Origin of the sequence: Pseudomonas grimontii (genome assembly GCF_007858185.1) — a bacterium.
Classification (GTDB): Bacteria; Pseudomonadota; Gammaproteobacteria; order Pseudomonadales; family Pseudomonadaceae; genus Aquipseudomonas; species Aquipseudomonas grimontii.
Map to the genome: position 1 here is coordinate 309,518 of NZ_VFES01000002.1, position 18,408 is coordinate 327,925.

Below are 18,408 nucleotides of genomic sequence, written 5' to 3' on the forward strand. Positions count from 1 at the left end.
AAAAGTCTCCTCAGCAGTCCAGTGGGTTGCGTTTTTCCGGGTTGATCCCGAACTTGACGATAGCGTCAGCTACCACCTTAGGTTCGATCTCACCACGGTCAGCCAAGGCTTCCAGGGCTGCCAACACCACGAAGTGACGGTCGACTTCGAAGAAGTGACGCAGCTTCTTGCGGCTGTCACTGCGGCCGAAACCGTCGGTGCCCAGGACTTTGAATTCCTTGGACGGGACCCACTGGCGAATTTGTTCAGCAAACAGTTTCATGTAGTCGGTAGAGGCAATGACTGGACCTTTACGGCCGGCCAGGCACTCTTCGACATAGCTCTGCGCAGGCTTCTGACCCGGGTGCAGGCGGTTGTTGCGCTCAACGGCCAGGCCGTCACGACGCAGCTCGTTGAAGCTGGTAACGCTCCACACGTCGGCGCCGACGTTGAACTCTTCACGCAGGATCTTCGCCGCTTCACGGACTTCACGCAGGATGGTGCCGGAGCCCATCAGCTGCACGTGGTGCGCCGCTTCCTTGGTGTCTTCTTCGAGCAGGTACATGCCCTTGATGATGCCTTCTTCCACGCCGGCCGGCATGGCTGGCTGCTGGTAGGACTCGTTCATCACGGTGATGTAGTAGAAAACGTCCTGCTGCTCTTCGGTCATCTTCCGCATGCCGTCCTGGATGATCACCGCCAGCTCATAGCCGTAGGTTGGATCAAAGGTGCGGCAGTTCGGGATGGTGGCAGCCAGGATGTGGCTGTGACCGTCTTCGTGTTGCAGGCCTTCGCCGTTCAGTGTGGTACGGCCGGCGGTACCGCCGATCAGGAAACCACGGGTACGGCTGTCGCCTGCTGCCCACGCCAGGTCGCCGATACGCTGGAAACCGAACATCGAGTAGAAGATGTAGAACGGCAGCATCGGCTGGTTGTGGCTGGAGTACGAAGTACCGGCAGCGATGAAGGAGCTCATGGCGCCCGCTTCGTTGATGCCTTCTTCGAGGATCTGGCCCTTCTTGTCTTCCTTGTAGAACATCACCTGGTCTTTATCGACTGGCTCGTAGAGCTGGCCGACGGAGGAGTAGATGCCCAACTGACGGAACATGCCTTCCATACCGAAGGTACGGGCTTCGTCCGGGATGATCGGGACGATGCGCGAACCGATTTCCTTGTCCTTGACCAGCTGCGCGAGGATCCGCACGAAGGCCATGGTGGTGGAGATTTCACGGTCGCCCGAGCCGTCCAGGATCGCCTTGAGGGTATCCAGCGGTGGTGTCGGGATGTTGAAGCTCTTGGCGCGGCGCTGTGGCACGAAACCGCCGAGTGCGCTACGACGCTCGCTCAGGTAGCGGGCTTCGGCGCTGTTCGGCTCAGGCTTGAAGAACGGCAGGTTCTCCAGGTCTTCGTCCTTGACCGGGATGTCGAAGCGGTCGCGGAACAGCTTCAGGCTTTCAACATCAACCTTCTTGGTGTTGTGCGCAGTGTTTTTCGCTTCGCCGGCACCGGTGCCATAACCCTTGATGGTCTTGGCCAGGATGACGGTGGGTTGTTCTTTGTGGTTGACCGCTTCGTGGTACGCCGCATAGACCTTGTACGGGTCGTGGCCGCCACGGTTGAGTTTCCAGATCTCGTCGTCGGACAGGTCGGCAACCATCGCCTTGAGTTCAGGCGTGTTGAAGAAGTGTTCACGCACGAACGCGCCGTCTTTGGCCTTGTAGTTCTGGTACTCGCCGTCGATGACTGCGTCCATGCGACGTTGCAGGATACCGTCGACGTCCTTGGCCAGCAGTGGGTCCCAGAAACGGCCCCAGATGACTTTGGTCACGTTCCATTGGGCACCACGGAACACGCCTTCGAGTTCCTGGATGATCTTGCCGTTGCCGCGAACCGGGCCGTCGAGGCGCTGCAGGTTGCAGTTGATGACGAAGATCAGGTTGTCCAGCTTCTCGCGGCCGGCCAGGGAGATGGCGCCCAGGGATTCCGGCTCGTCGCACTCGCCGTCGCCCAGGAAGCACCAGACTTTCTGCTTGCCTTCCGGGATGAAGCCACGGGCTTCCAGGTACTTCATGAAGCGTGCCTGGTAGATCGCCTGGATCGGGCCAAGGCCCATGGATACAGTCGGGAACTGCCAGAAATCAGGCATCAGCCAAGGGTGCGGGTACGACGACAGGCCGTTACCGTCCACTTCCTGGCGGAAGTTGTTCATGTGTTCTTCGCTGATGCGGCCTTCCATGAACGCACGGGCGTAGACACCTGGCGAGGTGTGGCCCTGGAAGTAGATCAGGTCGCCGCCGTGTTCTTCGGTCGGGGCCTGGAAGAAGTAGTTGAAGCCGATGTCATACAGGGTTGCGCTGGAAGCGAAGCTGGAGATGTGACCGCCCAGGTCAGAATCTTTCAAGTTCGTGCGCATTACCATCGCCATGGCGTTCCAACGTACCAGCGAGCGAATGCGGCGTTCCATGAACAGGTCGCCAGGCATGCGTGCTTCGTGGGTAACGGGGATGGTGTTGCGGTATGGCGTGGTGATGGCGTAGGGCAGTTGCGAGCCGCTGCGGGTCGCGAGTTCGCCCATACGGGTCATCAGGTAGTGAGCACGGTCTTCGCCTTCTTTGTCGAGAACCGATTCCAGGGCGTCCAGCCATTCCTGGGTTTCGACGGGATCGAGGTCTTGCATGGCTTGCTCCAGGGCGGAAAGGCTACCAGAATCGGTTGCCTGAAGTTTGCGACTGGCCTTGTGGGCAGACGACATAAATTCTTGGATGGCCGAAGTTTGCTTCGGCGTCCTGTAGTTTTACTACAAATCGTCGGCCATTTCAGCCTTTCGAATGTATATACGAGTAGTAAAACTACACAAGACTGAGCGGATTGCTCGGTCTGGCTGGTGAGCATAATCGTTATTGTTGATCTTTTGCGAACAAGAAAAGGTAGAAGTTTAATGTTGCCTGCCAAAAATTATATATTTTCAGCTATTTATAACCTTTGTTCGACAGTCCTTCATCGAGTGTGGTGCCTGCGCTCACAGCAGCAAGCCATTTACACGCCGACCAAGGATAGACCATGAGCCTTCCAACGCTGGCCGAACTGCCGGCCATTCTGTTGCCAAAAGCCCAGCGGGCCGAGCAGTCATTTCGTGACGCGGTGGCCGCGCTGGACGACGATCATGGCCTTTCTGCGTGGACGCCGCAACGGTGGGCCGACTTCGCCCGTGTGTGCGCCGCCAGTGATTTCGTCATTGAACAGAGTGTTCGTGACCCTTTGATGTTGCTCGAGTTGGCCGCCTGGGGCGAGCTGGACCGCGGCTTTGCGCCGGGCGAGCTGTGCGGGCAGATTGCCGGTGCCGTGCAACAGGCCGAAACAGAAGATGAGCTGGGCCGTGTGCTGCGCCGCCAACGTACGCGCCAGCAAGTGCGCATCATCTGGCGCGACCTGACCCGCCACGCCGACCTGGTGCAAACCTGCCGCGACCTCTCCGACATGGCCGACGCCAGCATCGACCAGGCCTACCAATGGTTGTACCAGCGCCACTGTGTGCAGTTCGGCACCCCGACCGGGCGGCGCAGCGGTGAGCCGCAGCACATGGTCATCCTCGGCATGGGCAAGCTCGGTGCGGTGGAGCTGAACCTGTCGTCGGATATCGACCTGATCTTCGCCTACCCCGAGGGCGGCGAAACCCTGGGCGTGAAGCGCTCCCTGGATAACCAGGAATTCTTTATTCGTCTTGGTCAAAAATTGATCAGGGCCCTTGATCCGATGACCGTCGACGGCTTTGTGTTTCGGGTGGACATGCGCCTGCGCCCTTACGGCTCGGCGGGTGCGCTGGTGCTCAGCTTCAACGCGCTGGAGCAGTACTACCAAGACCAGGGTCGCGACTGGGAGCGCTACGCCATGATCAAGGCGCGCGTGGTCGCCGGTGACCAGGTGGCCGGTGCGCAGTTACTCGATATGCTGCGACCGTTCGTGTACCGCCGCTACCTGGACTTTTCCGCCATCGAAGCGCTGCGCACCATGAAGCAGCTGATCCAGCAGGAAGTGCGGCGTAAAGGCATGGCCGACAATATCAAGCTGGGCTCGGGCGGCATCCGCGAAGTGGAATTTATCGCCCAGGCGTTCCAGCTGATCCATGGCGGCCGCGACCTCAGCCTGCAACAACGGCCGCTGCTCAACGTGCTCGGCACCCTGGAAGGCCAGGGCTACCTGCCGCCGGCGGTGATCGCCGAATTGCGCAATGGCTATGAGTTCCTGCGTTACACCGAACATGCGATCCAGGCGATTGCCGACCGCCAGACCCAAATGCTTCCGGACAGCCCTGAAGACCAGGCGCGCATTGCCTTTATGCTCGGCTTTGTCGACTGGGCGGCGTTCCATGAGCGCCTGATGTATTGGCGTGGTCGCGTGGACTGGCACTTCCGCCAGGTGATTGCGGATCCTGATGAAGAAGAAGGTGCGGAAAGCGAGTTGGTCGTAGGCGGGGAATGGTTGCCGTTGTGGGAAGAGTCCCAGGACGAAGAGGCCGCCTGCCGTCAATTGGCCGAAGGCGGCTTTACTGATGCAACCAAGGCCCTCAAAGCCTTGGCCGGTCTGCGCAACAGCCCGCAATTGCGCGCCATGCAGCGCCTGGGGCGCGAACGCTTGGATGCATTTATTCCGCGCCTGCTGGCCCAGGCCGTCGAGCACGCCAACCCGGACCTGGTGCTGGAGCGCGTACTGCCATTGGTGGAGGCCGTCGCGCGGCGTTCGGCTTATCTGGTGCTGCTGACGGAAAACCCCGACGCCCTGCGCCGCCTGCTGACCTTGTGCGCCGCCAGCCCATGGATCGCCGAACAGATCACGCGCTTCCCGCTGCTGCTGGATGAACTGCTCAACGAAGGTCGCCTGTTCAAGCCACCGCTGGCGCCGGAACTCGCCGCCGAGTTGCGCGAGCGCCTCACACGCATCCCCGAGGATGACCTGGAGCAGCAGATGGAAGCCCTGCGGCACTTCAAGCTGGCCCACCGCCTGCGCGTGGCCGCTTCGGAAATCGCCGGCAGCCTGCCGTTGATGAAAGTCAGCGACTACCTGACCTGGCTCGCCGAAGCCATCCTCGAACAAGTGCTGGCCCTGGCCTGGCGCCAAACGGTCGCACGGCACGGCTCGCCGCAGCGGCTGGACGGCACGTTGTGCGATCCTGGGTTCATCATTGTCGGTTATGGGAAAGTCGGCGGCATCGAACTGGGGCATGGTTCGGACCTGGACCTGGTGTTTATCCACGATGGCGACCCGCAGGCCGAGACCGACGGTGCCAAGCCGATCGACGGCGCGCAGTTCTTCACGCGCCTGGGCCAGCGGATCATTCACCTGCTGACCACCCAGACCAACTCCGGCCAGCTTTATGAAGTGGATATGCGCCTGCGACCTTCCGGCGCATCCGGGTTGTTGGTCAGTTCCCTCGGGGCGTTTGACCGCTATCAACAAAATGAAGCATGGACCTGGGAGCATCAGGCCCTGATCCGCGCGCGGGTGCTGGTGGGCAGCCAGGATGTGGGCCAGGCATTCGAGCAGGTACGGGCTAAAGTGCTAGGGCGTGAGCGCGACTTGGCGAAGTTGCGCCAGGAGGTCAGCGAGATGCGCGCCAAGATGCGTGACAACCTGGGTACCAAGGCCACGGCGGCCGGCACCGGCGCCAATGCCTTCGACGCCACGGCGCTGTTCGACCTCAAGCAGGACGCCGGAGGTATCGTCGATATTGAATTTATGGTGCAATACGCGGCTTTGGCGTGGTCTGCGCAACATCCATCGTTGCTGCGCTATACCGACAATATCCGCATTCTGGAAGGCCTCGAGCAGGTGGGGTTGATGCCCGCTGCCGATGCCCATCTGCTGCGTGAGGTGTATAAGGCCTACCGTTCCGCCGCGCATCGCCAGGCCTTGCAAAACGAGGCCGGTACGGTGCCCGGTGATCAGTTCGCTGACGAACGGCGCCAGGTGATGCGAATCTGGCAGGCGCTGGGGTTGAGTTGAAACACTATTAGGGCGGGGAGGCATAAGCCTCCCCGCATCGTTTGTGGAAACTACATGAATATTCTGATCGTTGGGCCCAGTTGGGTCGGTGACATGGTGATGGCGCAGACACTGTTCCAGAGCCTGCGCGTGCGCTATCCAGACTGCCAGATCGACGTGCTCGCCCCCGAGTGGAGCCGGCCGATCCTCGAGCGCATGCCCGAAGTGCGCAAGGCCTTGAGCTTTCCGCTCGGCCATGGCGCCCTGGAGCTTGCGACCCGCCGTCGCATCGGCAAATCCCTGGCCGGCCAGTACGACCAGGCGATCCTGCTGCCCAACTCGCTGAAGTCGGCGCTGGTGCCGTATTTTGCCGGGATCCCCAAGCGCACCGGCTGGCGCGGCGAATTTCGCTACGTTTTGCTCAACGACGTGCGCACGCTGGACAAGGCGCGCTACCCGCTGATGATCGAACGCTTCATGGCCCTGGCCTATGCGCCGGGCGCCGAGTTGCCCAAGCCGTACCCGCGCCCCAGCCTGCAGATCGACCCGGTGACCCGCGATGCGGCACTGGCCAAGTTCGGCCTGGCCCTTGATCGCCCGGTGTTGGCCCTGTGCCCCGGTGCGGAGTTTGGCGAGTCCAAGCGCTGGCCGTCGGACCACTACGCCAAAGTCGCCGAGATGAAGATTCGTGAAGGCTGGCAGGTGTGGTTGTTCGGCTCGAAAAACGATCACTCGGTGGGTGAGGACATTCGCCAACGCCTGATCCCGGGCCTGCGCGAAGAGGCGGTGAACCTCAGTGGCGACACGTCCCTGGCCGAGGCCATCGACTTGCTGTCCTGTGCTGACGCCGTGGTGTCCAACGACTCAGGCCTGATGCATGTGGCCGCTGCGCTGAACCGCCCGTTAGTGGCGGTGTACGGTTCCACCTCGCCGGGCTTCACCCCGCCGTTGGCCGATCAGGTCGAAGTGGTGCGCCTGGGGCTGGATTGCAGCCCGTGTTTTGATCGCACCTGCCGTTTCGGCCATTACAACTGCCTGCGCCAATTGCTGCCGCAGCCGGTAACCGATGCCTTGCAGCGGTTGCAGGGCGACGTGGTCGAGGTTCACTGAGTTGCGGGTACTGGTAATCAAGACCTCATCCCTGGGCGACGTGATCCATGCCTTGCCGGCGCTGACCGACGCAGCGCGCGCGATCCCCGGCATTCGTTTCGACTGGGTGGTGGAAGAAGGCTTCGCCGAAATCCCCACCTGGCACCCGGCCGTCGACAAGGTGATCCCGGTGGCGATCCGCCGCTGGCGCAAGAACCTCTGGCAAACCGTCAAGAGCGGCGAGTGGCGGCGCTTCAAGCAGCAAGTCCAGTCGACCAAATACGACCTGGTGATCGATGCCCAGGGCCTGTTCAAAAGCGCCTGGCTGACCCGCTACGTGCGTGCTCCGGTGGCCGGTTTCGACAAACACTCGGCCCGTGAGCCGATTGCGGCGCGCTTTTACTCGCGGCGCCTGGCCGTGGCCCGTGGGCAACATGCGGTGGAGCGTTTGCGCCAACTGTTCGCCGTGGCCCTCGGCTATGACTTGCCCAAAGGCTTGGGCGACTACGGCCTCAGCACCGAAAAGCTGCTCGGCCTGCCACCGAAGAAACCTTTTGTATTGCTGCTGCACGGCACCACCTGGGACACCAAGCATTGGCCCGAAGCCTACTGGCGCGAGTTGGCCGAACGCATGGGCCGCCTGGGCGTGGACGTGAAGTTGCCCTGGGGCAACGCCGCCGAAAAGGCTCGGGCGGAGCGCCTGGCCCAAGGCCTGAACAACGCCGAAGTGCTGCCCAAGCTGAACCTGGCCGGCGTCGCCCGTGTATTGGCCGGCGCCCGCGCCTGTGTGGCGGTGGACACCGGACTGGGGCATTTGGCGGCGGCGCTGGATGTGCCGACCATCTCCCTGTTCGGCCCCACCAACCCCGGCCTGACCGGCGCCTACGGCAAAGGCCAGATTCACTTGGCCAGCGACTTTCCGTGTGCGCCGTGCTTGCAAAAACAATGTACTTATCAACCGACGGCCGACGACCTGCGTCGGTTCGACATCAAGCGCGAGTCGCCCCTGTGCTTCACGCGCCTGAACCCTGAGCGTGTGGCAACCCGGCTGAGCACGTTGTTACTGGCTGAGGAGCTGCACTGATGCAACTGGCTTTTGTTCTGTACAAATATTTCCCCTTCGGCGGCCTGCAGCGCGACTTCATGCGCATCGCCCTGGAATGCCAGCAGCGCGGCCATCAGATTCGTGTCTACACGCTGATCTGGGAGGGTGACATCCCGCCCGGTTTCGAAGTGCTGGTGGCGCCGGTCAAGGCGTTCTTCAACCATCGGCGCAATGAGAAACTCAGCGCCTGGATGGAGGCCGACCTGGCCAAGCGCCCGGTGGACCGCCTGATCGGCTTCAACAAGATGCCCGGCCTGGACGTGTACTACGCCGCCGACGGCTGCTTTGAAGACAAGGCGCAAAACCTGCGCCATTCGCTGTACCGCAGTTTTGGCCGCTATCGCCACTTTGCCGAGTACGAGCGCGCGGTGTTTGCCAAGGACGCCAAGACCGAAGTCTTGATGATTTCCGAAGTGCAGCAGCCGCTGTTCATCAAGCATTACGACACGCCGCTGGAGCGCTTCCACCTGCTGCCACCGGGCATTGCCCAGGACCGCCGCGCGCCGTCGAATGCGGCCGAGATTCGTGAAGGCTTCCGCAAGGAATTCAACTTGGGCGATGACGACCTGTTGCTGGTGCAAATCGGTTCCGGTTTCAAGACCAAGGGCGTCGACCGTAGCCTCAAGGCCGTCGCCGCGTTGCCGGCTGAGCTGAAAAAACGCACGCGCCTGTTTGTAATCGGCCAGGACGACCCCAAGGTATTCCAACTGCAAAGCGCCACCCTTGGGTTGGGCGATAACGTGCAGTTCCTCAAGGGGCGCAGCGATATTCCGCGTTTCCTGCTGGGCGCCGACCTGTTGATCCACCCCGCGTACAACGAAAACACCGGCACCGTGTTGCTCGAAGCCCTGGTGGCCGGGTTGCCGGTGCTGGTCTCGGCGGTGTGTGGTTATGCCCATTACATCGCCGAAGCCGACAGCGGACTGGTGCTGGACGAGCCGTTTGAACAGGCTCAGTTGAACCAGTACCTGGCGCAGATGTTGACCGATTCTGCACAGCGCGCGGCCTGGGGCCGCAATGGGTTGGCCTTCGCCGAGACGGCCGACCTCTACAGCATGCCGCAGCACGCTGCGGATGTGATTCTGGCGGAGCCAAAACGATGAAGTTGATTCTTGCCGAACCGTTCAAGACGTTATGGGCCGGGCGTGACGCCTTCGCCGAAGTCGAGAAACTGCAAGGCCAGGTATTCCGTGAACTGGCGGCGCGTCGCACGCTGCGCACCGAGGTGGATGGCCGCCCGTATTTCGTGAAAATCCACCGCGGCATCGGCTGGGCGGAAATCTTCAAGAACCTGATCACCGCCAAGCTGCCGGTGCTCGGCGCCGGCCTGGAATGGGATGCCATTCACCGCTTGCAGGAGATCGGCGTACCGACCATGACCGGCGTGGCCTTCGGCGAAAAGGGCAGCAACCCGGCGGACCAGCACTCGTTCATCATCACCGAAGAACTGGCGCCGACCGTCAGCCTTGAAGACCTCACCGTCAACTGGGTCGCCGAACCGCCCGCACCTGCATTGCGCCATGCGCTCACGGCCGAACTGGCGCGCATGGTCGGCGACATGCACCGGGGCGGCGTGAATCACCGCGACTGCTACCTGTGCCACTTCCTGCTGGACACGTCCAAACCGATCGACGCACGCAACATCAAACTCTCGGTGATCGACCTGCATCGGGCGCAAATGCGTGCCCATCTGCCGCTGCGCTGGCGCGACAAGGACCTGTCCGCGCTGTATTACTCGGCGCTGGAAATCGGCCTGACCCGGCGCGATAAACTGCGCTTCCTCAAGGGCTATTTCCGTCAGCCGCTGCGTCAGATCCTGGCCGAACAATCGGCGTCCCTGAGCCTGATGCAACGCAAGGCCGACAAGCTGTACGCCCGCAAGCAACGTTACGGGGATGCGATCTGATGGCGGGTTGGAACCTGGAACCTGCCTACGCCGCCCTGGCGGATGATTTTGGAAGCCTCGAAGCAGTGTTTGCCCTGCAAGGTGAACGCCTGACCCGCGACCCGTTGTCGGAAGTGATCCGGGTGGAGCGTGACGGGGTCAACTATTACGTCAAGCGCTACACCGGCGCCGGCAAGGGCCTGCGGCGTTACCTGGGCAAGCCGCGGGTCAAGTCCGAATGGCAGAACCTCAAGCGCTTCGCCAAGTGGGGCATTCCTACTGCCGACGTGGTGGCCTGGGGCCTGGAGCGTAGCGGCCTGGCCTACGATCGTGGCGCAATGATCACCCGCGAGTTGCCGAGGACCGAAGACCTCTCGGTACTGGCCGAGCGTAAAGATGCGCGCCTGTGCGACCCAAAGTGGGTCAGCGCGGTCAGCCGCCAGCTCGCCGAATACACGCGCACCATGCACGATCATCGCTTTACCCATAACGACTTGAAGTGGCGCAACCTGCTGATCGACGACCAGGCCACCCTGTACCTGATCGATTGCCCCAACGGCGATTTCTGGCGCGGTTTCTGGCTCAAGTACCGTATTACCAAGGACCTGGCCTGCCTGGACAAGGTGGCCAAGTATCACTTGTCGGCCACCCAGCGCCTGCGCTTCTACATGCAGTACCGTCAGTGTCGGCACCTGAGTGAATCGGACAAACGGCGGATTCGCCACGTAGTGAAGTTTTTCGAGGGACGTGAATGAGTGATTTCCTGGCGGCTGAAGATCGCGCCCTGCTGGAGCGCCACGGCCTTGCGACCTTCGACGCCCTGTGGGCCAAGCAACTGGACGCGGTGGACGAGCCGAACACCAGCCGTGTCGGCTGGAGCAGCGTGTTTCGCCTGGAGCTCGACGGCCACGGTTATTACCTCAAGCGCCAGAGCAACTACCTCACGCGCAGCTTGCACCGGCCGTTGGGCGAGCCAAGCTTTTCCCGCGAGTTCCGCAACATCAGCCGTTACCGCACGCTCGGGATCCCGGCGTTGCAGGCGGCGTTCTACGGCGAGCGCAAAGTCGCCGGTGAACACCGCGCGATGCTGCTGACCCGTGCCCTGGACGGCTGGAATGACCTGGATTCGCTGCTGGAGCAGTGGGCGCAACTGAGCGATGCCCAGCACCGTGCGATCCTGCTGGCCTGCGGCCTGTTGGCGCGCCGGTTGCACAGTGTCGGCCAGGTGCATGGCTGTTTTTATCCCAAGCATATTTTCCTGCAGGCCACCGGTGACGGCTACGCCGCGCAGTTGATCGACCTGGAGAAAACCCGCCCGCTGCTGTTCGGCTGGCGTGACCGGGTCAAGGACCTGGAGCCGTTGTTGCGCCGTGCGCCGCAGTGGTCGGACGCACAGGTGCGTCAACTGCTGGCGGCTTACCTCGATGAGCCGGAAGACAGCGCACTCGTCGCCACCTGGCTGCAACGCCTGACGAAGCGGCGTAGCCACAAGGAGAACCGTTGATGCGTTTGTCCGAGTTGAAGAACGCCGGCCGCACGCCGAGCCTGCCCCTCAGCATCGACCTGGCGGATGCCGCCGGCCCTGGCCAACTGCAACTGCTGAGCCTGTTGCGGGTGTTGCCGGGCGAGCGTTACGTGGGCGCGGCGGTATGGCGCGGGCGTCCGGTGCTGGCCAAATTATTAGTGGGCGGCAAGGCCGCGCGGCATTTCCAGCGTGAACTCAGCGGTGTACGCCTGCTGGCCGAGCAAGGCCTCACCACCCCGTTGTTGCTCGCCGATGGCTTGCAGGAAGGCGAGGGCGGCTGGCTGCTGTTCGAGTTTATCGAAGGTGCCGAGAGCCTGGCCGATGCCTGGCAGGCCGTCGAAGCCCTGCCGCCGCTGGCCGACGAGCAAACTGCTGTGCTGGCCGAGGCGCTGGGTGCGATTGCCCAAATGCACAGCAAAGGGTTGTGGCAGGAAGACCTGCACCTGGACAACCTGCTGCGCCAGGACGGCAAGCTGTACTTGATCGATGGCGCCGGCATTCGCGTCGAAGAGGCCGGCAAGCCACTGTCGCGCAACCGCGTGCTGGAAAACCTCGGGGTGTTTTTCGCCCAGTTGCCGAAAAACCTCGAGCCGTTTACCGAAGAACTGCTGGTGTACTACCTGCTGGGCAACGGCGAGCACGCTTTGCCCCTGGAAGCCCTGGAAAAGCAGGTGCGCAAGGTCAGCGCCTGGCGCCTGAAGGATTTTTTGAACAAGGTGGGTCGCGACTGCACGCTGTTCAGCGTGGTGCGTGGCGCCTTTGCCTTGCGCGCGATTCGTCGTGAAGAAGAGTCCGCGATGCTGCCGGTGCTGGCGCGGGTGGATGCGTTGCTCGACCAGGGCCACCTGTATAAGACCGGTGGTGCAGCCAGTGTGGCCAAGGTCGACGTGGACGGCCGGCCGCTGGTGATCAAGCGCTACAACATCAAGGGCTTTGCCCATTGGCTCAAGCGCTTCTGGCGCCCGAGCCGCGCCTGGCATTCCTGGCGCGAAGGCAATCGCCTGGCCTTCCTCGGCATCGCCACGCCCAAGCCGCTGGCTGTACTGGAAAAGCGCTTTTTTTGGCTGCGCAGCCGCGCTTACCTGGTCACCGAATACTTGCCGGGCCCGGACATCATCGAGCGTTTCGCGCCCTATATCGAACACGGTGACGCGCCGGAAGATGAACTGCTGGCGCTGGACCATTTGTTTGCCGAGCTGATTCGCGAGCGCATCAGCCATGGCGATTTCAAAGGCCATAACCTGTTCTGGGATAAGGATCGTTGGTCGCTGATCGACCTCGACGCGATGTGCCAACACAGCTCCGCCGCCAGCTTCGCCCCGGCGTATGCCAGGGACCGTGCGCGGTTTATGCGAAATTGGCCTGAGAGTAGTGCGTTGTATCAGGTGATTGATCAGCGTTTGCCGAAGCAACCGACTTGATCGTTCCCACGCAGGGTGCACGATCAAGAGCTGTTGCCTGAGCAACAGTTATCGGACAGTTGTTGGCCCAGAACGACAGCCCGCCTTAACCCGAAAACGTTATCCCCTTGATTTTATGTAATAAAAATCCTGGCACGGGCTCTGCAATACCTTCTGGTGAACCCTTTCACCGGTCGCAGCGGAGCCCTGTATGCCTTCCAGCTTTTCCTCGTTTTCCCGTTTGATCTGCCTTGGCGCCGCTCTGTTGTTGGGTCATGCCGTCAATGCCCTGGCCGCCGAGGGCGATGATGCCGTGCCGTCCCTGGCCGGCAAGCGCATTGCGGTGAGCATGACCGGCACCAGTCACTATTTCGATATCAAGGCGTTCCAGGCCCAGGTCGATGAGATCAAGCGCCTGGGCGGCACGCCGATCACCCTCGATGCCGGGCGTAACGACAAGAACCTGGTGACCCAGCTGCAAACCGTGGTCACCCAGAAACCCGACGCCGTGATCCAGACCCTCGGCACCCTCAGCGTGATCGACCCCTGGCTCAAGCGCATCAGCAAGGCCGGCATCCCGCTGTTCACCATCGATGCGCCGTCGCAATACAGCCTCAACAACACCACCTCCGACAACGTCGCCACCGGCAAGGCGTTGGCCGATCAATTGATCAAGGACGCCGGCGGCAAAGGCAAGATCCTGGTGTTCAACGGTTTCTACGGCGTGCCGGTGTGTGCGATCCGTTATGACCAGTTGAAGCTGGCGCTCAAGGACCATCCCCAGCTGGAAATCATCCAGCCAGAGCTGCGCGATGTGATCCCAAATACTGTGCAGGACGCTTATTCCCAAGTGTCGGCGCTGCTCAACAAATACCCGGCGGGCAGCGTCTCGGCGATCTGGTCGGCATGGGATATTCCGCAGTTGGGCGCGAGCAAGGCGCTGATCGATGCCAAGCGCACCGAGATCAAGACTTACGGCGTCGATGGCACGCCGGAAGTGCTGGCGCTGCTCGGCCAGGCGAATTCGCCGGTGGGGGCGGTGGTGGCTCAGCAACCGGCGTTGATCGGCAAGACCGCCGTGCAGAACGTGGCGCGCTACCTGGCCGGGCAACGTGACCTGCCCAAGGAAACCCATGTGGCCACGCTGCTGACCACTGCCGGCAACCTGGCGCAGGTTCAGCAACTGCGGGGTGACTGATGGCGGCATTGCACCTGCAACACCTGCATAAACGCTTTGGCGCCACCCTGGCGCTGGATGGCGCGAGCCTTAAGGTCGAGCGCGGCAGCATCCACGGCCTGGTCGGGGAGAACGGTGCGGGCAAGTCGACCTTGATCAAGATCCTGGCCGGCATCCACAAGGCGGACGCGGGGCAGGTGAGTATCGACGGTCAGTCCTACGCCGCGTTGTCACCGCGCCAGGTGGATGCGCTGGGTGTGCAGTTTATCCATCAGGAGCGCCTGTTGCCCGCCAGTTTTACCGTGGGCGAGGCGCTGTTTTTCGGGCACGAATTGCGGCGCGGGCCCTTTGTGGATCGACGCCGGCAGCAACGTGAAGCCACGCGCTTGCTGGCGGAATATTTTGATCTGCAATTGCCCGCCGGCGCGTTGGTGAGTGAACTCAGCAGTGCCGAACGCCAGGTGCTGCAAATCACTCGGGCGCTGATTCGTCAGCCCAAGATCCTGGTGTTCGACGAGCCCAGCGTGGCGCTGGTCAAGCGCGAAGTCGACCAGTTGCTGCGCATCGTCAAACGCCTGCGCGACCAGGGGTTATCCATCCTGTACATCTCCCATTATCTGCAGGAAGTCGACAGCCTCTGCGATGAAGTCACGGTGCTGCGCAATGGCCGGGACGTGGCGGTGGTGCAGCCACGGCATACGTCCAGTGCCGAGATTGCGCGGCTGATGGTTAACCGCGAAGTGCAGGAGATGTACCCCAAGGCCAAGGTTGCACTGGGGGCGCCGTTGTTGCAGGTGCGCGGGTTGAGCCTGGCGCGGCGCTATCGGCAGATCGACCTGGACGTGCGGCGCGGAGAAATCGTCGGCCTGACCGGGCTGGTCGGCTCGGGAGCCAAGGAATTGTTCAAGACACTCTTCGGTGTCGAGCGTGCCGACAGCGGCAGTGTGCATCTGGACGGGCGTTTACTGCGCCTGCGTTCGCCGGGCCAGGCGATTGCCGAGGGCATTGCGCTGGTGCCGGAAGAGCGGCGCAGCCAGGGGATTTCGCCAGTGCTTTCGGTGCTGGAAAACCTCACGCTGGCCGGGCTCGGGAGGTTCAGCCGCTGGGGCTTGTTAAGCCGCCGCAAGGAGCAGGTGGAAAGCCTGCGCTTGATCGATGAACTGGCGATCAAGACGCCTGGGCCCCAAGCGGCCGTCAGCCAGCTCAGTGGCGGCAACCAGCAGAAGGTCGCCCTGGGAAAATGGCTGAGCCGCCGCTCGGCGGTGTACCTGCTGGACGAGCCCTGTGTGGGGGTGGATGTGGGGGCCAAGGTGGAGATCTACCGCTTGATCGGGCGCTTGGTGGAAGAGGGCGCGGCGGTGCTGGTGTTGTCTTCGGATTTGCCGGAGTTGTTGGGGATCAGTGACCGAATCCTGGTGCTGCATCGCGGTGAGATTGCCGGTGAGTTCCGGGCGGGCGAGGCCGACAGCGACCGGTTGCTGGCGTGTGCCACCGGCGCGGTGCCGGCCGCCGCTGCGCAGGCGCGGGAGGTCGAGCATGCTTGAAGTAATACTGCGCCGAGGTTCGGTGGGGGTGTTTGTGGCGATCCTGCTGGGGTTTGCCGTGGCTGCGCCGAACTTTTTGTCAGTGGGCAATCTGGCCAATGTGTTCAGCCAGTCGGCGATTCTCGGCGTGCTGGCCTTCGGGCTCACCTGCGTGATTATCGGCGGCGGCTCGAACGTAGTGGCCGGAGGACTGGATTTGTCGCTGGCGGCCAACCTGGGGTTGTGCGCGGCGGTGTTCAGCCGTCTCAATAATGCTGGCCTGGATCTCTGGTTGACGGTGCTGCTGACCCTGGGCTGCGGCCTGGCGGTTGGCTTGCTCAATGGGCTGGCCGTGGTGGTGCTGCGTTTGCCGCCGTTGCTGGCGACCCTGGCGAGCATGAACGTGCTGGCCGGGCTGGAGTTGGTGCTGACGGAAAATACGGTGGTCTCCACGGACTCGCCGTTACTGGACCTGCTCAGTGGTGGCGCCTGGTTGGGCGTACCGGCCCTGGCCTGGGTGTTGCTGCTTACGGCGGCGGGGCTGACGATGCTGATCCAGCATTCGGCCTATGGGCTGCGCCTGCATGCGGTGGGCGAATATCCCCAGGCGGCCGAAGCGGCTGGCATTGGCGTGCCCGTCTACGTGCTGTCGAGCTATGTGCTGTCCGGTCTGTGCGCCGCCGTAGCTGCGTTGTGTTCGGCTGCGTTCTTCAGCGGCAGTACCACCGGCTCCGGCGATATGCTGCTGTCGGTGGTAGCGATCGCCTTCCTCGGAGTGGTGTTTTCCCGCAGGCTGGTGGCGAGCATTCCGGGGACTTTGCTGGCGGCGCTGTTGATCGGTTTTTTGATCAATGGTTTTCAGCTGCTTAACCTCTCCAGCTTCTGGGTCAATGGTGTGCAGGGCGTGTTGATCTTGCTGGTCGTGGCGGCGTCCAGTGCATTGAGTCGAGGGGCGACGGCATGAACGCACGCGCATTATTACCGCTGACATTGCCACTGGTGTTCACGCTGATTGTCGTGGTGTTTGCGCTGCAAGCGCCGGGTTTCCTCAGTGCAGGCAACCTGCAAAGCCTGGTGTTGAACAACTTCGTGCTGCTGGCGATTGTCGCCATCGGCATGACCTATTCGGTAGCGGCCGGTGGTATCGACCTGTCGGTGGGCACGGCGCTGGACTTCGCCAGTTTCAGCTTTGTGATTCTGCTCAACGGCGGTCATGGCTGGGCGGTGGCGGCCGCGGGTGCGCTGGCGGCGGCGCTGCTGGTGGGGTTGGTCAATGCCGGTCTGATTGCCGGGCTGCGGATCAGCCCGTTCCTGGCCACCCTGGGCACCTTGTTTATCGGCACCAGCGCCCAGCAACTGCTTTCGGACGGCGGCCAGCCTATCTATATCGGCCAAGGCTTGAAGCCTGAGGTCACGGGGCTGACACCGCTGCTGATCGTATTGGGGCTGGCGCTGTTCTACGGCCTGGCCCTGGCGCGCGGGCGCCTGGGCCGCGAGTTGCTGGCCCAGGGCACGCAGCCGCTGCTGGCGTATTACTCGGGGTTGTCGGTGCGGCGCATCGTCAGCGTCGTGGCCCTGGCTACCGCCCTGGCCTGTGGGGTGGCGGGCGTGTTGCTCAGCTCGACAGTCAGCGCCTATGTGCCGCTGTCGGGTAACGCGTTTTTGCTCAATGCGATTGGCGCGGTATTTATCGGCACCACCTTGAGTCGGCAGGGTCGGGCGAATATTCCGGGGACGCTGCTGGGCGTGTTGTTTATCAACGTGATCGCCAACGGCCTGTTGCTGATCGGCTGGAATTTCTACTGGCAGCAGGTGGCGACTGGGGTGCTGATCTTTATCGTGTTGAGCTTCAGTTTTGCCAGCCGGCGAATGTTGGAGCGCAACTAGCCGGCGCTATTCAGCCTTTACCAGGGTGGTGCGGGTTTTATAGTCACCGTTGACCACACTCTGGCGGGTGAAGAAGTACCCGTAATCTTGCAAGTACATCTCGGTGCTGGTGGCGTTGTACCTCTCGCCAATCACCGTGCAATTCAGTTCCGTGGCGTTGCCGCTCAGGGCCGCGTTGATTTTGCTGGCCGAGAGTTCACGCGCCACCAAGCAGGTATAGGTGCGCCCGAGTACCCGGTCGTCTTCGGCGGTATCGCGGTTGAGGTCTTTGAAGCTGAACCCTAGCGTTGCACCGACCGGCATCTGTTTCCAGTCGCCGCTGAAACTCAGTTGTTGAACGTGGCTGGCGGCTGAGCGGGACAGCCCCTGCCATTCAAATTGAGACTGGTAGGTCAGGCTGAAAAGGCCTCGGAAGGATGTGGTGACAGAGGTTGAGTAATCGGAGACGTTGCGGATGTGTAACTGGCCGCTATCATCGCTCGGCTCGATAAACAGGTCGTGCAGCAGGGTGGTCGAGCTTTCGCTCTTTTCCACCAGATGGCGCAAGGACTTGGCGGGAGTGGGCATGCCCAGTGCGTTGATTGCGCTCACCACGTCTGCCGATAGTGGCGTGGGGGTCAGTATTTCCCGGGCCTTGGTGCGGGCGGTCGCAACCGGCAGCTGTTCGAGCGATGGTGCGCAGGCCGCCTTGAGCAGGGCCTGGGTATTGGCTTCGGCCGAGCTGAAGGGCGCGTCCTGAGGCGCGGTTTCGATATTGCCGAAAGTGACCACGTTGTTCTGATTCAGGCCGAACGTTGCCAGGGGGCGGTAGGTCTGGCGGCTGCAATCGGTCTGCAAAAGCATGCGTGTTTGGGCGTAG

14 protein-coding genes are annotated in these 18,408 nt (G+C 62.2%); 12 read left to right on the forward strand and 2 right to left on the reverse strand.

Translation table 11 applies throughout. The annotated features are described in order from the left end of the window. Positions 1–10: 10 nt before the first annotated feature. A complete protein-coding gene (gene aceE / locus FIV39_RS05630; RefSeq protein WP_090400918.1) occupies positions 11–2,656 on the reverse strand; it encodes a pyruvate dehydrogenase (acetyl-transferring), homodimeric type in 2,646 nt (881 codons plus the stop codon). A gap of 383 nt (positions 2,657–3,039) precedes the next feature. Here aceE and glnE point away from each other — a divergent pair, with 383 nt between their 5' ends. The 12 genes from glnE to FIV39_RS05690 all read left to right on the forward strand — a co-directional run bounded on the left by glnE (position 3,040) and on the right by FIV39_RS05690 (position 17,549). Next, a complete protein-coding gene (gene glnE / locus FIV39_RS05635) occupies positions 3,040–5,979 on the forward strand; it encodes a bifunctional [glutamate--ammonia ligase]-adenylyl-L-tyrosine phosphorylase/[glutamate--ammonia-ligase] adenylyltransferase (RefSeq protein WP_090400917.1) in 2,940 nt (979 codons plus the stop codon). A gap of 54 nt (positions 5,980–6,033) precedes the next feature. Then, a complete protein-coding gene (gene waaF / locus FIV39_RS05640; RefSeq protein ID WP_090400916.1) occupies positions 6,034–7,068 on the forward strand; it encodes a lipopolysaccharide heptosyltransferase II in 1,035 nt (344 codons plus the stop codon). A gap of 1 nt (position 7,069) precedes the next feature. Next, positions 7,070–8,131, forward strand: a complete 1,062-nt coding sequence (waaC, locus tag FIV39_RS05645) for a lipopolysaccharide heptosyltransferase I (RefSeq protein WP_090400915.1) — start codon at positions 7,070–7,072, stop codon at positions 8,129–8,131. After that, a complete protein-coding gene (locus FIV39_RS05650; protein WP_090400914.1) occupies positions 8,131–9,255 on the forward strand; it encodes a glycosyltransferase family 4 protein in 1,125 nt (374 codons plus the stop codon). The genes waaC and FIV39_RS05650 overlap by 1 nt, the downstream gene beginning before the upstream one ends. Next, the gene (rfaP, locus tag FIV39_RS05655) at positions 9,252–10,058 is read left to right on the forward strand and encodes a lipopolysaccharide core heptose(I) kinase RfaP (protein WP_090400913.1); all 807 of its coding nucleotides are present in this window, start codon (positions 9,252–9,254) and stop codon (positions 10,056–10,058) included. The genes FIV39_RS05650 and rfaP overlap by 4 nt, the downstream gene beginning before the upstream one ends. Then, entirely contained in the window at positions 10,058–10,792 is a 735-nt protein-coding gene (locus tag FIV39_RS05660; RefSeq protein WP_090400912.1) for a lipopolysaccharide kinase InaA family protein, read from the forward strand. The genes rfaP and FIV39_RS05660 overlap by 1 nt, the downstream gene beginning before the upstream one ends. Further along, the gene (locus FIV39_RS05665; RefSeq protein ID WP_090400911.1) at positions 10,789–11,541 is read left to right on the forward strand and encodes a lipopolysaccharide kinase InaA family protein; all 753 of its coding nucleotides are present in this window, start codon (positions 10,789–10,791) and stop codon (positions 11,539–11,541) included. Before FIV39_RS05660 ends, FIV39_RS05665 begins: the two co-directional genes overlap by 4 nt. After that, a complete protein-coding gene (locus FIV39_RS05670; protein ID WP_090400910.1) occupies positions 11,541–12,983 on the forward strand; it encodes a lipopolysaccharide kinase InaA family protein in 1,443 nt (480 codons plus the stop codon). Before FIV39_RS05665 ends, FIV39_RS05670 begins: the two co-directional genes overlap by 1 nt. 190 nt (positions 12,984–13,173) lie before the next feature. Next, positions 13,174–14,160 (forward strand): sugar ABC transporter substrate-binding protein, encoded by a 987-nt coding sequence (locus FIV39_RS05675; RefSeq protein ID WP_090400909.1) that lies wholly within the window; start codon positions 13,174–13,176, stop codon positions 14,158–14,160. Next, complete coding sequence (locus tag FIV39_RS05680) at positions 14,160–15,683, forward strand: sugar ABC transporter ATP-binding protein (RefSeq protein WP_090400908.1); 1,524 nt, start codon at positions 14,160–14,162, stop codon at positions 15,681–15,683. The genes FIV39_RS05675 and FIV39_RS05680 overlap by 1 nt, the downstream gene beginning before the upstream one ends. Beyond that, positions 15,676–16,626: an ABC transporter permease gene (locus FIV39_RS05685; protein WP_090400907.1), complete on the forward strand. Its 951-nt coding sequence runs from the start codon at positions 15,676–15,678 to the stop codon at positions 16,624–16,626. Before FIV39_RS05680 ends, FIV39_RS05685 begins: the two co-directional genes overlap by 8 nt. Continuing rightward, positions 16,623–17,549, forward strand: coding sequence for an ABC transporter permease (locus FIV39_RS05690; protein WP_090400906.1), 927 nt, complete (start codon positions 16,623–16,625; stop codon positions 17,547–17,549). The genes FIV39_RS05685 and FIV39_RS05690 overlap by 4 nt, the downstream gene beginning before the upstream one ends. 6 nt (positions 17,550–17,555) lie before the next feature. Here the strand turns inward: FIV39_RS05690 and FIV39_RS33265 are convergent, their stop codons facing one another. Beyond that, positions 17,556–18,392, reverse strand: coding sequence for a hypothetical protein (locus FIV39_RS33265; RefSeq protein WP_261384504.1), 837 nt, complete (start codon positions 18,390–18,392; stop codon positions 17,556–17,558). Positions 18,393–18,408: the final 16 nt, after the last annotated feature.

Coding starts and splice junctions, on each gene's coding strand:
- aceE (WP_090400918.1), bottom strand. CDS start 2,656: ATGCAAGACCTCGATCCCGTCGAAACCCAGGAATGGCTGGACGCCCTG.
- glnE (WP_090400917.1), top strand. CDS start 3,040: ATGAGCCTTCCAACGCTGGCCGAACTGCCGGCCATTCTGTTGCCAAAA.
- waaF (WP_090400916.1), top strand. CDS start 6,034: ATGAATATTCTGATCGTTGGGCCCAGTTGGGTCGGTGACATGGTGATG.
- FIV39_RS05650 (WP_090400914.1), top strand. CDS start 8,131: ATGCAACTGGCTTTTGTTCTGTACAAATATTTCCCCTTCGGCGGCCTG.
- rfaP (WP_090400913.1), top strand. CDS start 9,252: ATGAAGTTGATTCTTGCCGAACCGTTCAAGACGTTATGGGCCGGGCGT.
- FIV39_RS05660 (WP_090400912.1), top strand. CDS start 10,058: ATGGCGGGTTGGAACCTGGAACCTGCCTACGCCGCCCTGGCGGATGAT.
- FIV39_RS05665 (WP_090400911.1), top strand. CDS start 10,789: ATGAGTGATTTCCTGGCGGCTGAAGATCGCGCCCTGCTGGAGCGCCAC.
- FIV39_RS05670 (WP_090400910.1), top strand. CDS start 11,541: ATGCGTTTGTCCGAGTTGAAGAACGCCGGCCGCACGCCGAGCCTGCCC.
- FIV39_RS05675 (WP_090400909.1), top strand. CDS start 13,174: ATGCCTTCCAGCTTTTCCTCGTTTTCCCGTTTGATCTGCCTTGGCGCC.
- FIV39_RS05680 (WP_090400908.1), top strand. CDS start 14,160: ATGGCGGCATTGCACCTGCAACACCTGCATAAACGCTTTGGCGCCACC.
- FIV39_RS05685 (WP_090400907.1), top strand. CDS start 15,676: ATGCTTGAAGTAATACTGCGCCGAGGTTCGGTGGGGGTGTTTGTGGCG.
- FIV39_RS05690 (WP_090400906.1), top strand. CDS start 16,623: ATGAACGCACGCGCATTATTACCGCTGACATTGCCACTGGTGTTCACG.
- FIV39_RS33265 (WP_261384504.1), bottom strand. CDS start 18,392: ATGCTTTTGCAGACCGATTGCAGCCGCCAGACCTACCGCCCCCTGGCA.